Raw genomic sequence first — 14,830 nt, 5'->3', positions numbered from 1 at the left:
ATCCTTCGGCGGATGATGCGCCAGTACGAACTCGTCGAGCGGGTCAAGCGCTACAATCCTGCCGCGAACGAGGCGCTTCTCAACCGCGCCTACGTCTACGCCATGCGGGCGCACGGCACGCAGAAGCGCGCCTCCGGCGATCCGTTCTTCGCCCATCCCCTCGAAGTCGCCGCGATCCTCACCGACCTGCGCCTCGACGATGCGACCATCGTCGCGGCCGTCCTGCACGACACCGTCGAGGACACCGCCGCCACGCTCGACGAGATCCGCGAGATCTTCGGGCCTGAGATCGGCGCGCTGGTGGACGGGCTGACCAAGCTCAAGCGCCTCGACCTCGTCTCGAAGCGGGCGGTGCAGGGCGAGAATTTCCGCAAGCTCCTCCTGGCGGTGGCCGAGGACGTGCGGGTGCTTCTGGTGAAGCTTGCCGACCGCCTGCACAACATGCGCACGCTCCACTTCATGCGCGACGACAAGCGGGCACGGATTGCCGAGGAGACCCTCGACATCTACGCGCCGCTCGCCGGCCGTATGGGCATGCAGGAGCTGCGCGACGAGCTGGAAGACCTCTCGTTCCGCACGCTGAAGCCCGAAGTCTACGCCACCATCACCAAGCGGCTCGAAGACCTCTCGGCCAAGTCCGGCAGCGTGATCGAGAGCATCGAGCACGACCTCACCGCCCGGCTCGCCGCGCGCGGCATCGCCGCTCACGTGAAAGGGCGACTGAAGAAGCCGTTCTCGATCTGGTCGAAGATGGAGCGCAAGTCGGTCGCCTTCGAACAGCTCTCCGACATCGTCGGCTTCCGCGTGATCGTCGGCACCCTGGCCGAGTGCTACGCGGCGCTCGGCGTCGTCCACACGAGCTGGCCGATGGTGCCGGGCCGCTACAAGGACTACGTCTCGACGCCGAAGCAGAACGATTATCGCTCGATCCACACCACGGTGATCGGGCCGAAGCGCCAGCGCGTCGAGCTTCAGATCCGAACCGCCGAGATGGACGAGATCGCCGAGTACGGCATCGCCGCCCACGCCCATTACAAGGAAGCCGGCAAAGAGGGCGTGGAGGGCGAGGTCCACCCCCGGCTCGCCACCGAGAGCGGCGCCTACCAATGGCTGCGCCGCACCATCGAGCTTCTGGCCGAGGGCGATTCGCCGGAAGAGTTCCTGGAGCACACCAAGCTGGAGCTGTTCCAGGATCAGGTGTTCTGCTTTACGCCCAAGGGCCGCCTGATCGCCTTGCCGCGGGGCGCCACCCCGATCGACTTCGCCTACGCGGTGCACACCGATGTCGGCAACACGGCGGTGGGCGCCAAGATCAACGGACGGCTCGCGCCCCTGCTGCACGAACTCGCCAACGGCGACGAGGTCGAGATCGCCCGCTCCGACGGCGCCTCGCCGCCGGCCGCGTGGGAATCGCTCGTCGTCACCGGCAAGGCGCGCTCGGCGATCCGGCGGGCGACCCGCGCCGCCGTGCGGCGCCAATATGCCGGCCTCGGCCGCCAGATCCTCGACCGGGCCTTCGAGCGGGCCGGCAAGAGCTTCTCCGAGGAGAAGCTGCGTGGTGCGCTGCCCCGGCTCGCCCGCGCGAGCACCGAGGACGTCTTCGCCGCCGTCGGGCGCGGCGAGATGTTCTCCGGCGACGTGGTGAAGGCCGTCTATCCCGACTTCAAGGAGGAGCGGCGCGCGGGGGCGAGCGGCGGTCCGGCGGCCAACGGCGCGGCGGGGCGCCTCACTCGCTCCAAGGACCAGACCATGCGGCTGACCTTCTCGGGCGAGGCCGAGGCGGCCTCGGCCTTGGCGAGCATCCCGATTCGCGGACTGGCCGGCGACCTGCCGGTGAGCTTTGCCCCGAACGGCGGTGCCCTGCCGGGGGATCGCATCGTCGGCATCCTTACGCCCGGCGTCGGCGTGACGATCTATCCGATCCAGTCCGCCGCGCTTGCCGCCTTCGACAACGAGCCCGAGCGCTGGCTCGACGTGCGCTGGGATGTGGAGGGCTCGCAGGAGCGCTTCCCCGCCAAGCTCGCGCTGGAATCGATCAACGAGCCCGGTACGCTGGCGCAGATCGCCCAGGTGATCGCCGAGCATGACGGCAACATCGACAATGTTTCGATGAAGCGTCGCACGCAGGACTTCACCGATATTTCGATTGATCTCTCGGTGCCGGATCTGAAGCACCTTACGGCCATCGTCGCGGACCTGCGCGGCAAGCGCTCGGTGAGCCGCGTCGAGCGGGTGAACGGCTGACGGTCGGTCGCCGTCGGCGTCGCTTGCCGGAACCGATGCCGGGACACGTCATTCCGTCATCGGATCGGTCTATGGACGGCTGGGCCTGCGACGCGCTTTTCCGGAGCGACCCCCATGAAGCTTCCCCTGGTTACCGCCGTCATCCTCGCAGCTTGCACCCCGCTTGCTGAGGAGGCCGGCGCGCAGGATCTGCAGCCCGGCATGCGGACGATGCTCCAGCAGGGCGGCGCCGAGGGTCTGCCGCTCGTCCCCGTCCATCCCGACGATCTGGACGACGACAAGCTGCAGCCGGGCATGCGCACGATGATCCAGCGCGGTGGAAGCGAGGGCGTGCAGCTCGGCGCGCTCCTGCCCCGCGCCTATGATCCCTATGATGGGCCGGGCTACGACCCATCCTATCCCCCGCCCGCCTACGAGACCCGTCCTGATCGGCGCCGGGAGCCGCTTCGCGCGCGGAACTAGCGTTTCGGAGCCGCGTCACCGAGGGAATCGGCGGTTCGGCGACGCATGGCGCTGTCCGACGAAGCCCGATCCTGCCCGTCGTGTCGTCATCGTCCGAAGACCGGCCGCCGTCATCGCGGTTGGTGCGCTCCCGGTTGATGCGTTTGGCCTTCGGCTTGCGCCTCGCTTGCGCCGCTGCAAGAAGCACGGAACACGGTTTGGCGAGCAGGTGATCATGACGCCGGAAGAAGTTCTCGAAGAGTTCCGTTCCGCAGGGGCCCTGCTGCAGGGACACTTCATCCTCAGCTCCGGCCTGCGCTCGCCCACCTTCCTGCAGAAGATGACGATCTTCTCCGATCCTGCGCGCACCGAGCGGCTGTGCCGGGCGCTGGCCGAGGTTATTGCGGCCCGGTTCGGCCGGATCGACATCGTGGTCTCTCCGGCCATCGGCGGCATCATCCCCGGCTACGAGACCGCCCGCCATCTCGGCGCCAAAGCGATCTTCGTCGAGCGCGACCCTGGCGGTCCCTTCACCCTGCGCCGCGGCTTCTCGATCCCCGCCGGCACCCGTGCCGTCATTGTCGAGGACATCGTGACGACGGGTCTCTCGGCCCGGGAATGCCTCGCCTCGCTGAAGGATGAGGCGGGCGAGGTGGTGGGTGCCGCCTGCCTGATCGACCGTTCGGGCGGACGCGGCGCGATCGGCCTGCCGCTCCTGTCCCTGGTCACGCTCGACATCCCGACTTATGCGCCGGATGCCCTCCCCGCTGAGCTGGCCGCCATCCCCCCGGTCAAGCCGGGCAGCCGGGCCTTGCCGAAGCCCTGACCCGGCGCGGGACGGGCGCTGGTTCGGCTGCGAAGTTTCCGCGCCGGCAGCCCATGTCAATTCCCTCGCCGCGGCAACTTCAGGTATGTAAATACTGCGGCCGATCCCTGTTTACGCCGTGTCGCAACCGCTAGTGCGAAAATTATCGCGCAGAATACGCTCTGGGTTGCGTCAAAATCATCTTCGTTTGGATTTGGCGCGGGCGGCCTTAACTCTTTCTGGCGCTTGACAGGGATTGCCGGCTCGGCCACCACAAGGGGGATTCGGGCCGGACTCTGCTACGCTGTTCCGAGTCCTGCACCTTTCAGACACTGCAATCTTGTTGGTCGGATTACACTCTTCCGAACGGAAAGTGTGTCTCGGCATACAGGAATTGCTATGCGTCGAGAGTGCAGGGATGCTGAACTTCGGCAGCGCATTGAATCCACGGTTTCATGTACTGCATTCATGTCTGAATTTCTAGAAACAAACTTTTTTATCTCAAGCACACGGACCTATCGATGAGTGATAAGCAACGTACCGCGGTTTTTATCGACGGCGCAAATCTGTATGCGACCACGAAGGCGCTCGGTTTCGACATCGACTACAAGCGACTGCTCAAGGATTTTCAGAGCCGCGATAGTCTCATTCGCGCTTTCTATTATACGGCAATGATCGAGGATCAGGAGTATTCCTCGATTCGCCCGCTGATCGATTGGCTCGACTATAATGGCTACCGGGTCGTCACCAAGCCGGTGAAAGAATTCACCGACTCCGCCGGGCGCCGCAAGATCAAGGGCAACATGGATATCGAGCTCGCCATCGACGCGCTCGAACTGGCTCCGCACATCGACCACATGGTGCTGTTCTCCGGCGACGGTGATTTCCGTTCGCTCGTGGAGGCGATCCAACGCCGCGGCGTTCGCGTCTCCGTCGTCTCCACCATCCAGACCCAGCCGGCGATGATCGCCGACGACCTGCGGCGTCAGGCGGACGAGTTCATCGATCTCGCCCATCTCGCGAGCCGGATCGGCCGTGACCCGAGCGAGCGCACCACCCGCGCGCCCGGCGACGGCCCCCGCCGCGACTTCGCCGAGCGCGCGCCCCGCCCCAATCCCGGTCTCGAAAGCCGTTACGGCATCCGCCCCGGCGCGACCGACGAGGAAGCGGAAGGCTGAGCGGAGCCTTGATGCTCGGATCGCGGCGACGGGCGAAGACCCGTCGCCGTCGATGGCCAGGCCGCGCCGAACTCATCCGGCGCCCTGCCCTATCGAGATAAGACGCGCTTCGTCCTGCGGTGATGGCAGAGCGCGTCGGCGCTCGGTTTGGGGTGCTTCGCCAATCGGACGGCGACGGCATGTCCCGGCGCCGAAAACGCCGAGGGCTTGAACTCAGCCCTTGTCGCGCATCAGGCGAGCCTTGTCGCGATCCCAGTCGCGCTGCTTGACGCTCTCGCGCTTGTCGTGGAGCTGCTTGCCCTTGCCGAGGCCCAGCTCGACCTTCGCCCGGCCCTTGTCGTTGAAGTAGATCTTCAACGGAATCACCGTGTAGCCCTGGCGCTGGGTGGCGCCGATCAGCTTGTTGATCTGGCGGCGGTGCAGCAGCAGGCGGCGGGGCCGCTTGGTGTCGTGGTTGAAGCGGTTCGCCTCCAGATATTCCGGGATATAGGCGTTGAACAGCATCAGGTCGTTGCCGGACGGCCCGGCATAGGACTCACCGATCGTCGCCTTGCCGCCGCGCAGCGATTTCACCTCGGTGCCGGTCAGCGCGATGCCGGCTTCGAGCGTGTCCTCGATCGCGTAGTGGTAGCGGGCGGAGCGGTTGTCGGCGACGACGCGCCGGCCGGGATCGGGTTTGGGTGCCATTCGTCTTCAGGTTCGTGGTCAGGCGGCGGTCCACCGATATGGGGACCGCCACGTTCTCCGGCGAGGCTTCCCGCCGGATCTTCTCGGATCAATCCGACGGCGTCAGATCAGGCCGGCATGGGCGAGCGCGGCATCGACCGCCCGGCGGCAGCCCTCGGTCGCCGGCACCAGCGGCAGCCGCACCTCCTCCGACATCAGCCCGAGGCGCGAGAGAGCGTATTTCGCCGGCACCGGGTTCGATTCGTAGAACATCTGCACGTGCAGCGGCATCAGCCGGTCCTGGATCTTCAGGGCCTTGGCGTAATCGCCCGCCAGCGTCGCCTCCTGAAGATCGGCGCAGAGCCGGGGTGCGACATTCGAGACCACGGAGATACAGCCGACCCCGCCATGGGCATTGAAGCCGAGCGCCGTCGCATCTTCGCCAGAAAGCTGGATGAAGTCTTCTCCCAAAGCCTGTCGCTGGAGGCTGACACGGTCAATCTTGGCCGTGGCATCCTTCACGCCGGCGATGTTCTTCAGTTCGAACAGCCGCTTCATGGTGTCGACGCTCATGTCGACCACGGACCGGCCGGGGATATTGTAGATGATGATCGGGATGCCGACGGCGTCGTTCACCGCCTTGAAGTGGGCGTACATCCCCTCCTGCGTCGGCTTGTTGTAGTAGGGCGTGACGGTGAGCACCGCATCCGCGCCGACGCTCTCGGCATGACGCGCCCGCGCGACGGCCTCCCGCGTCGAGTTCGAGCCGGCGCCCGCGATCACCGGCACCCGGCCGGCGGCCTCGGCGACGCACACCTCGACCACGCGGTCGTGCTCGGTGTGGCTCAGCGTCGGGCTCTCGCCGGTCGTGCCGGTCGGCACCAGGGCGTGGGTGCCCTGATCGATCTGCCAGTTCACGAATTTCCGGAAGGCCAACTCGTCGAACTCGCCGTCGCGGAACGGGGTCGCGAGCGCGGTCATCGAGCCGCGAAGGCGGGCGTGGGTATCGGTCATCCTGGCGTTCCCGGCCGTTCTTCTTGCCTGTTTTCTGGCGTGCCCCGGAGGCTGCGGCCGCGTACGGGCCGCGCTTGGGACGCGCGAGACATAGGCCCTCCCCCGTCCGCGCGCAAACGCTTCGCTTGCGCAGTTAATGCCATCTTAACGGACCGAGGCCCAGCTTAAGGCTTGGCCTCCGGTCGGGGTGTCTCAGATCATGGCGTTGCCCACACGCTCCCTGCCCCTGCTCCTCGGCCTGTTGCTGTCCGGCACAGCCGTGCTGCCACAGCGCAGCGGGGCCATCGAACTCCGCAACCCGCAGCCGGCCTCCGCCCCCGCCGCCCCCGCGAGCGACGCCACCGCGCCCGCCGGGCAGCCAAGCGACGGCCAGGGTCCCGCCTCGGATCCCGTCGCGGCGGACGCGCTGCGCCTCGATCCGAGTTCCGGCGAGGCCGCCTCCGACAAGCCGCTGCCCGCCGCAGCGTCCTCCTACGCCTCCACCGAATCGGATGGCCCGGTCGCCTTCCCGCTGCCCGATGCGGCCGTGTCGCCGGCCGCCCCCTACCCTGAAGTGCCGGACTTGGCCCGGCCCGTCGCGTTCGGCGAGACCGATCTCGGCCAACTCCGCGAGACGATCGACCTCTACCGCAAGGGCAAGGTCTCCGACGGCGACCGGCTCGCCGCTGGCTTCACCGATCCGGCGGCGCGGGCGCTGCTCGAATGGGTCGCGATCCGTGCGGGCGCCGGCGTCAGCTTCGAGCGGGTCGTCGCCTTCTCGCGCGCCAATCCCGATTGGCCGGCGGGGCCCCTGCTGCGCCGCCGGGCCGAAGAGCGGCTGCTCACGGAGAAGAAGAGCCCTGCGATCGTGCGCGCCTATTTCGCGAGCGCCAAGCCTGCGAGTGCGCCGGGCAAGTTCGCCCTGGCCCTGGCCCTGCGCGCCGACGGGCTCGACGCGGATGCCGCCGAACTCGTGCATGACCTATGGCGCGAGGAAAGTTTCGGGCGCAGCCTTGAGGCCAAGGTCACTGACGCCTTCCCCGGCGTGCTCACGGTGATCGACCACCGCTACCGGATGGAGCGCGCCCTCCTGAAGGAGGATTGGGCCACCGCCGCGCGCGCCGCCGACTATGCCGGCGGCTCTTATGCCAGCCTCGTGCGCGCCCGCCGGGCGGTGCAGGGCAAGGCCGGGGCGGCGGCCGCGCTCGCGGCGGTGCCGCCGTCGTTGCGCAACGATTCGTCCTACCTGCTCTCGCGCGCTCAGTATTTCCGCCGCGCCGACAAGGCGCCGGAAGCGGCCAAGGTGCTGCTCACTGCGCCGACCAACCCGGAGGTGCTCGCCGACGGTGATACGTGGTGGGTCGAGCGCCGCATCGTCGCCCGCAAGCTGATGGATGCGGGCGAGACTAAGACCGCCTACGCCGTGGCCGCCGCGCATTCCGCCCGCACGTCCGAGAAGCGGATCGAGGCCGAGTTCCATGCCGGCTGGATCGCGCTCCGCTTCATGGCCGACCCCGCCGCGGCCGAGCGGCACTTCGCGCAAGCCGCGAGTGTCGCCGAGACGCCGATCTCCCTGGCGCGTGCCGCCTATTGGCAAGGCCGCGCGGCGGAAGCCGCGGGCAAGATCATCGAATCGAAGGGCTTCTACGAGCGCGCCGCGCTCCAGCCGATCGCCTATTACGGGCAGCTCGCCCGTGCCCGGCTCGGCCAGCACAGCCTGCCCCTGCGCCGCGCGGCCGAGCTGAGCCCGACGGCACGCGCCGCCTTCGACGACCGGCTCTTCATGCGCGGCCTGAAGCTTCTGGCCGCCGCCCAGATGAAGGACTTGGCGCTGCCGCTCTATATCGACGCCGCCCGCTCGCTGACCGAGGAGGCGCAGGTCAACGCGCTCGGTGAGACCGCGGTAGAGATGCGCGATGCGCGGGCGCTGGTCTCCATCGGCAAGCTGGCCACGCAGCGGGGGCTGGCACTCGACACCCATGCCTACCCGACCATCGGCATCCCGAATTACGAGACCTTCACCGCGGTGCCGCAGGTCGAGCGCGCCATGGTCTTCGCCATCGCCCGGCAGGAAAGCCAGTTCGATCCCCGCGCCCAGTCCGGCGTCGGCGCGCGCGGGCTGATGCAGATGATGCCGGCCACCGCCCAGCGCACGGCCAAGCGCGTCTCGACGTCCTATGAAACGGACCGGCTCACCAGCGATCCCGCCTACAATGCGCGGCTGGGCCAAGCCCATCTCGGCGAGCTGATGGAGGACTGGAAGGGCTCCTACATCCTCGCTTTCGCCTCCTACAACGCGGGTGGCGGCAACGTGAAGAAATGGGTCGATGCCTACGGCGACCCGCGCCGGCCGGATGTCGATCCGATCGACTGGGTCGAGCGCATCCCCTTCACCGAGACGCGCAACTACGTGCAGCGGGTGATGGAGAACCTGCAGGTCTACCGCAACCGCCTCGACGGCAAGAGCGCGCTGATGATCGAGCGCGACCTCGCCCGCGGCGCCCGCACCGCCGTCAGCGCCGAGGCGCAGCCGGTCACGCCGTAGTGGCGTGACCCTGTTAGTGCCGGTCACGCCGTTGTGGCGTGCCTCTGGTAGTGACTGCGGATCAGCGCCTCCACGAAGGGCCAGAGACCGGGGATGCCGCGCTCGATCACCGGTTGGTATCGCGCCATCACCTGCGCCTCGGTGAGGCCGTTCTCGGCCCAGGTGCCGCCCTCGGTCAGCGTGTTGAGCAGCAGCGGCTGGAGCCGGTCGAGCGCCTTGGCGAAGCGCGCCTCCGCTGTCTCGCTTGCCTCGAATTCCCGCCATAACGCGACGAAGCGGTCCTGCTGCGGCTCCGGCAGGAGCCCGAAGATCCGCGCGGCCGCAGCCTCCTCGACCAGCGCTAAAGCGGCGGCGTCGTAGGCGCCGTGGATCGGCACATCGCCGGCATCGACCTCGACGATGTCGTGCACCAGCAGCATCGCGACGACGCGGTTCAGGTCGAGGCCGGGCGCGCGATCGCCGAGAACGAGCGCGAACATCGCCAGATGCCACGAATGCTCGGCCGAATTCTCGCGGCGGCGCTCGCCGATGGTCCGGTTCTGGCGCAGCACGGCCTTGAGCCCGTCGATCTCGGCGAGAAACGCGAATCGGCGCGCGAGGGCGGAAGCGTCGTCGGTCACGTCGTCCATGTCGTTGGCCCCGGCATCTGGCAGCACGGTTGAAGGGTTCGGAACGCCCGGGCAAGGCGGCTATGCAGTCGATTTCCCACAGACATCGCCTGCCCGGTGCTTTTGGATCGCCGCCGGGGCGCCGATAGAGTGGGACCGCCATGGCCATCACGGACCCGATCTCAGCCTCTGACCTCCGCAGGATCGAAGCCCACCTGATCGCGCGCGCGACCGCGTCGGACGAGGCGGAGGCCATCATCGCGGAGTTCTGCGAGGCGCTGGCCGCGGCCGGTCTCCCGCTCTGGCGCCTCAGCCTCGCGGTGCCGGTGATCGATCCCCTGTTCCGCGGGGTGAGCGTCGCGTGGCGGCGTGGGCAGGGCATGGCGGTGTTCCCGACCGTGCACGGGCCGGAGGGCGAGGACACCTTCTTGCGCAGCCCCGTCGGCTGGCTGCGGGCGAACGACCTCTCCTTCGTACGCTGGCGCCTCGACCAATCGAACGGCTGTCCCGATCTCCCGCTTCTCGATACGCTGAGGCAGGCGGGCGGGACCGATTACCTGCTCCATGCCGCCGCCTTCGCGCCCGGCAGCGCCATGGAGGGCGTCGGCATCTCGTTTGCCACCGACCGGCCCGGCGGCTTCTCGCAAGCGGAGCAGGCGGCGGTCGCCGGACTCGTGCCGGTGATCGCCCTCGTGACGGCCAAGCTCAGCCTGTCGCACGCGATTCGCGAGATGCTCGACACCTATCTCGGCCCGGCGACGGGGGCGCGGGTGCTCGCGGGCGAGATGCGACGCGGGCAGAGCACGGTGGTCCACGCCGCGATCCTGCTCGCGGACCTGCGCGGCTTCACGGCGGTGGCGGATCGCGATGACCCGCTGAAGGTGGTGGGCTGGCTCGACGAGCATTTCGATGCGCTCGGCGAGCCGGTGCAGCGCCACGGCGGCGAGATCTCGAAATTTCTCGGCGACGGCTTTCTCGCCGTCTTCCCCGTCGCCGAGCCGGACGCCCTCACCTGCCCGGCCTGTACGGGGGCGCTCGATGCGGCGCGCGAGGCGCTGGCGCGCAACGACCGGCTGAACGCGTCCCGCCGCCAGGATGGGCTGCCGCCGCTGGAGGCGGACATCGTGCTGCATTACGGGCGTGTCGTCTCTGGCAATGTCGGCACCGATCGGCGCCTCGATTTCACGGTGATCGGCCGGGCGGTCAACGAGGCGAGCCGGATCGAGCGGCTCTGCGACGGGTTGGAGCGCTCGCTGCTCCTCTCCGATGCCTTCGCCCGGCGTTGCGGGGCCTCACTCGTTCCGGTCGGCGAGTTCGCCCTGCGCGGCGTCGGGCGCAAGCAGCGGATCTGGGGGTTGGCCCCGGAGGCGCCCGGTCCGTCGGAGGGGGGCGCGTGAGGCGGAGCGCCCGAGCCCGCCCTGAGCGAGGCGACGGGCAGGTCACGAGCGCAGGCTGAGGCCGATTCCCTGGCGGTCGGAGAGCGGTGCGACGCCCGTCGGCGCGGCGGCGCGTTCCAGCGGCACACCGGCCTTCTGGAGGTAGTCCACCACCGCGAGTGCCCGTGCGCGCGCGAGGTCGGCGCCGGCATCCGCCCGCTCGGCCTCGGTCTTCTCGGGCTTCGGTTCAGGCTTTGGTTCGGATTTGGCCACCTCCGGCTTCGTCTCGGCCTTGGCCTTGCCCTTGTTGGCCTTCGCGTCCTTCTTGGTGTCCGCCTTGGTGGGCTTGGGGGCCGTCTCCTTCGCGGCCTCGTCGGCGACCGGGTCGGCCTGGGTCTCGGGCTTCACGCCCGCCGGGTCGAGATGACCCACGACCTCGATCCGCTCCGCCGGACAGGCGCGGGCCAGCGCCGCCACCGCGTCGAGCACCGGATAGAACTCGGGCGCGAGCGCCGTGCTGCCCGGGGCAAAGCGCAGGGTATGCCCGGCGGTGCGCTCGGCGAGGCGCTGTCCGCATGGGCCCATATCGGCCATCGCCGAGGGGGCCGCGTCCGAGGTGACGGCGACCGTGGCGTTCCAGCCCGCCGGCATCGCCTTCGGCAGGGATTGAGCGAGGCGGGCGGCGCTCTCGGGATAGAGGCTGGTGCCGGTCAGGCGCAGGCTGGTGCCGGTGATCGTCAGCTCCCCGCTCGCCAGCGTCGAGAGCGGATCGACCGCTGCCGCAAGAGCCGCACCAAGAGCAGCCGGCGCACCGTCGGCCAGCCGCGTGCGATCGTGAATCGATTCGCGGAAGAAACGCGGGTTGAGCCCGGCGAGCAGCGCCTCACGCGTCGCCCGGTCCGGCAGATGGCCGCTCACCGTGACGCTGTCGCTGCCGCGGCGGATGCGCAGGACGTAGGGGACGATGGGACGGGCGGAGAGTACCACACGGCCCGCGGCGATTCCGGGGGGGCGGGCGTCGCGCATCAGCGTCTGCGCCTCGGCGACCGCGCCGGCATCCAGCGCATTGCCCTCGACCGAGACCGCCTCGCCCTCGAAGCTGACGCGCCCCTCGTGCAGCAGCCCCGCGAGCTGGAACACGAAGCGCGCCAGGGCCGGGCCGTCGATGGCCGGCGGCAGGCCGCGGGCGTCGCGCAGGCGATCGTCGACGGCCGCGCCCTCCGCCGCCTCCGCGGCGGCGGCCCGGATCTCTTCGCGGGCGCTTTCCGAGGCGACGTGGCCGTTCAGTTCGAGGCTGCCGTCCGGCCGGCGGGAGACGCCGAACCGGAAGTCGCCGACGACCGGCGGCGTGATCTCGATCGTGCCGAGGGTGTAGCCCTGCGGCGGGGTTGCCAGCGCCGTGCGCAGGGCATCGTAGGCGGCCAGGCTCGCCGCTTCGCCGCGAATCGAGATGACGGTGTCGTTGAGCGTGGCGACGGCGCCGGTGGTGAGATCCTGAAGCCGCTCCACGGCGAAGGCCGCGGCATCGGGGAAGTCGCGCGGTGCGCCCCGTGCGGCTCGGGCGTTGTCGCTCAAGGTGGCGTCACGCGGCAAGGCCGGCTTCAGACGCTGAGCCAATTCGAAGGCACCGACCTCGGCCGGGCGGCTGCCGGTAGCCTCGACGCGGCCGGAGGCGGGGCGCTCCACCGACCAGACGAAGGGGGAGACTTCCTCGACCACGCCGGTCCGGTCGGTGAGGCGGCGGATGCCGCCGATGGCGGCGAGCCGGCCGACGGCTGCCTCGCGCTGGGACGCCTCCGGCGCTTCGCCCGTCGCGGTCAAGTCGCGGCCCGCCACCGAGACCCGCAGCCAGGGCTCGGGCTGCCCCTCTCCGGTCGCGGCGGCGATCGCCGTCGCCTCGCGCTCGAGGCGTTCCGTGACGCGCAGCATGCCGAAATAAGCCGCTGCGGCGATCACGGCGAGAAGCGGAAGGCCGGCGATCCAGCCGGCCCGAATCAAGCGAGACCGGAGCGTGCGGCCGTGCGGCGGTACTTGCGAAGGCATCGAAGGCGTGGACATGGGCTCGACCTCCTCGGCGGCCGGCGATGATGGCCAGAAGACAGGCCCATCGGGGCGCTTTGAAGGCCGCACCCATCGCGCGCCGACGGGCGGTGATTCGTGCGGCCCGTGGGTCCGACCCGTCCCCGGCCAACAAAAAACCCCGGCCGTGAGGCCGGGGTCTGGAAGGTGTTCGTCGTGTGCGGCCCCCCGCGCGGGCGGGGGGCGGTTCGGCTTAGAAGTCGCGCTGCACGCGGAAGCGGGCCTGGAACACGTCTTCGCTGCTGACCGTGCGGGTCGGGATGTTGTTCACGAAGCCGCCCTTGTCGCTGTCGGAGACGCGACCGTTCTTGACACCCGTTTTGATGTACTGGCCCTCGACGCCGATATCGAGATCCTTGACCGGCGACCAGATCAGGCTCGCGCCGGTGACGACCTGATAGGTGTCACGCAGGGCGGGGCTGAGGCTGTAGCCGACGGCGTTGGTGAGGTAGGACGGCGGTGCCACGGTCGAGGCCGCGCCGACCACCGAGTTCGCCTGGCTGACCGCCTGGCGGGCGCCCTGCGAGAACCAGATCTCACCGTAGCTGGCGTAGAAGGCCGAACGCCATTCCGGCGACCAGTAGTGGAGGTAGGACGCCACCGCCGTGAAGCTGTTGGACAGCTCGATGCGGCCGGTCAGCGGGTTGACGATCGCGTCGGAGAGGTACTGGTTGAACGGGTTGCCCGCGTAGACCGAGGCGTTGCTCAGGTAGCCGGCGGTGAAGCGGTTGATGCCGGTGTAGAACGAAGCACCCTCGCCGTAGGCGCCCTGGAGGTAGAGGCCGTCGCCGGGGGCGATGAAGGGCAGGTTGAACTTCATGCCGCCCTGGATCGCCCAGCCGTACTCCGTCTGCGCGCCGGCGTTGATGCCGCGCGCCGCAAGAGCCGCTGCCGTGTTGCCAGCCAGCGCGGCGCCCGTGCCGGGCACGCCGATCGACGAGCCAGCGATGAAGCCGCCGGTGTTGATGTCCTTGACGGCGGCCGAGAGCTGGGCCGAGCCCCAGGCGGCGTCGTAGCGCAGCGAGCCGACGAAATCGGGCAGGCGCGAGCGCTGGACGGCGTCGATGAAGGCCACGGCGGTGGCGTTACCGGCGGCGTTGGTCCCGAGGATGATCGGGGTCGGGGCCGTGGTGAACACGTTGTTCAGACCAGCCTGGCCGGGGACGAGGGCCGTGCTGCCGGCCGCGTCGGAGTAGAGCGGGTTCTTGCGGTAGTTCGGGTCTTCCATCGACAGCGTCACGGACCAGCCCTCACCGAACTTTTGGGTGTAGGCGAGCAGGTTGGTGGACGGCAGGTCGGAACCCAGCGACGAACCGATGATCTCGAAGTCGTGGGCGTAGAAGTCGAAGAACGAGGAAGCGCGACCGGCGGTCAGGCCGGCGAACTGCACGAACGCCTTGTCGACGTTGATGAAGTTCTGAACGCGGCCGAGCTGGTCCTGGCCGGTGCCGGAGAAGGCGTAGGCGCCGCGCAGGTTCGTGCCGGAGGAATACTTCGTGTTGCCGGTACGGCTCGCGGCGTCGAGGCGCAGGAAGGCGCGCAGGGTGCCGTAGCCGGTCTGGGTGCGGGCATCGAAGTTGAAGCGGGCAAGGCCCGTGAAGCCCGAGATATCACCGCCGCCGGGGACGTTGCGATTGTCGGTGCCGATATAGCCGTACTCGGCGCGGGCGCGGCCGGAGACACGCAGGCAGGTATCGGTGCCGGGAATGTAGAAGAAGCCGGCGCCGTAAGCGGTGCAGACGCGGACGTACTCGATCGGAACGGCCTTCTTCACCGGCAGGTCGGCGGCCTGAGCCCCACCCACGACGGCCAGCCCCGCTGCCGATCCAAGGAGAAGGCTCTTCACGAGCTTCATGGTATACCCTCCAGAAGTTTCGAGACCCACGGGATCGGAC

The 14,830-nt window shown here is 69.0% G+C and carries 11 protein-coding genes; 6 read left to right on the top strand and 5 right to left on the bottom strand.

From position 1 onward, the window contains the following. Positions 1-12 precede the first annotated feature (12 nt). The 4 genes from OVA30_RS12185 to OVA30_RS12170 all read left to right on the top strand — a co-directional run bounded on the left by OVA30_RS12185 (position 13) and on the right by OVA30_RS12170 (position 4,668). Complete coding sequence (locus OVA30_RS12185; RefSeq protein WP_003602878.1) at positions 13-2,244, top strand: RelA/SpoT family protein; 2,232 nt, start codon at positions 13-15, stop codon at positions 2,242-2,244. A 114-nt stretch (positions 2,245-2,358) separates the two neighbouring features. Then, positions 2,359-2,706 (top strand): hypothetical protein, encoded by a 348-nt coding sequence (locus tag OVA30_RS12180; RefSeq protein ID WP_268175573.1) that lies wholly within the window; start codon positions 2,359-2,361, stop codon positions 2,704-2,706. 214 nt (positions 2,707-2,920) lie between these two features. Then, the gene (gene pyrE / locus OVA30_RS12175) at positions 2,921-3,511 is read left to right on the top strand and encodes an orotate phosphoribosyltransferase (RefSeq protein ID WP_268175572.1); all 591 of its coding nucleotides are present in this window, start codon (positions 2,921-2,923) and stop codon (positions 3,509-3,511) included. A 500-nt stretch (positions 3,512-4,011) separates the two neighbouring features. Further along, entirely contained in the window at positions 4,012-4,668 is a 657-nt protein-coding gene (locus OVA30_RS12170) for a LabA-like NYN domain-containing protein (RefSeq protein WP_268175571.1), read from the top strand. Positions 4,669-4,881: 213 nt separating this feature from the next. Here the strand turns inward: OVA30_RS12170 and smpB are convergent, their stop codons facing one another. Together smpB and dapA are read right to left on the bottom strand one after the other, a co-directional pair. Beyond that, positions 4,882-5,355, bottom strand: coding sequence for an SsrA-binding protein SmpB (gene smpB, locus OVA30_RS12165; RefSeq protein WP_003602874.1), 474 nt, complete (start codon positions 5,353-5,355; stop codon positions 4,882-4,884). A 102-nt stretch (positions 5,356-5,457) separates the two neighbouring features. Beyond that, the gene (gene dapA, locus OVA30_RS12160) at positions 5,458-6,348 is read right to left on the bottom strand and encodes a 4-hydroxy-tetrahydrodipicolinate synthase (RefSeq protein ID WP_056118077.1); all 891 of its coding nucleotides are present in this window, start codon (positions 6,346-6,348) and stop codon (positions 5,458-5,460) included. A 199-nt stretch (positions 6,349-6,547) separates the two neighbouring features. Between dapA and OVA30_RS12155 the strand changes: the two genes are divergently transcribed. Next, positions 6,548-8,872 (top strand): lytic transglycosylase domain-containing protein, encoded by a 2,325-nt coding sequence (locus OVA30_RS12155; RefSeq protein WP_268175570.1) that lies wholly within the window; start codon positions 6,548-6,550, stop codon positions 8,870-8,872. A gap of 23 nt (positions 8,873-8,895) precedes the next feature. On the opposite strand, the gene OVA30_RS12150 is transcribed toward OVA30_RS12155, so the two are convergent. Continuing rightward, positions 8,896-9,501: an HD domain-containing protein gene (locus OVA30_RS12150; protein ID WP_326493633.1), complete on the bottom strand. Its 606-nt coding sequence runs from the start codon at positions 9,499-9,501 to the stop codon at positions 8,896-8,898. A 140-nt stretch (positions 9,502-9,641) separates the two neighbouring features. On the opposite strand from OVA30_RS12150, the gene OVA30_RS12145 reads away from it, so the two are divergent. Further along, the gene (locus OVA30_RS12145; RefSeq protein WP_268175568.1) at positions 9,642-10,877 is read left to right on the top strand and encodes an adenylate/guanylate cyclase domain-containing protein; all 1,236 of its coding nucleotides are present in this window, start codon (positions 9,642-9,644) and stop codon (positions 10,875-10,877) included. 42 nt (positions 10,878-10,919) lie between these two features. Here the strand turns inward: OVA30_RS12145 and OVA30_RS12140 are convergent, their stop codons facing one another. Both OVA30_RS12140 and OVA30_RS12135 read right to left on the bottom strand, forming a co-directional pair. Further along, positions 10,920-12,914 (bottom strand): flagellar motor protein MotB, encoded by a 1,995-nt coding sequence (locus OVA30_RS12140; RefSeq protein ID WP_268175567.1) that lies wholly within the window; start codon positions 12,912-12,914, stop codon positions 10,920-10,922. A 214-nt stretch (positions 12,915-13,128) separates the two neighbouring features. Then, positions 13,129-14,790: a porin gene (locus OVA30_RS12135; protein WP_012254471.1), complete on the bottom strand. Its 1,662-nt coding sequence runs from the start codon at positions 14,788-14,790 to the stop codon at positions 13,129-13,131. Between the last annotated feature and the right edge of the window lie 40 nt (positions 14,791-14,830).

Source organism: Methylorubrum sp. SL192, assembly GCF_026672325.1.
Taxonomy (GTDB): Bacteria; Pseudomonadota; Alphaproteobacteria; order Rhizobiales; family Beijerinckiaceae; genus Methylobacterium; species Methylobacterium extorquens.
Note: the sequence above shows the minus strand (reverse complement) of the source record. Positions and strands in the feature narration are given on the sequence as shown.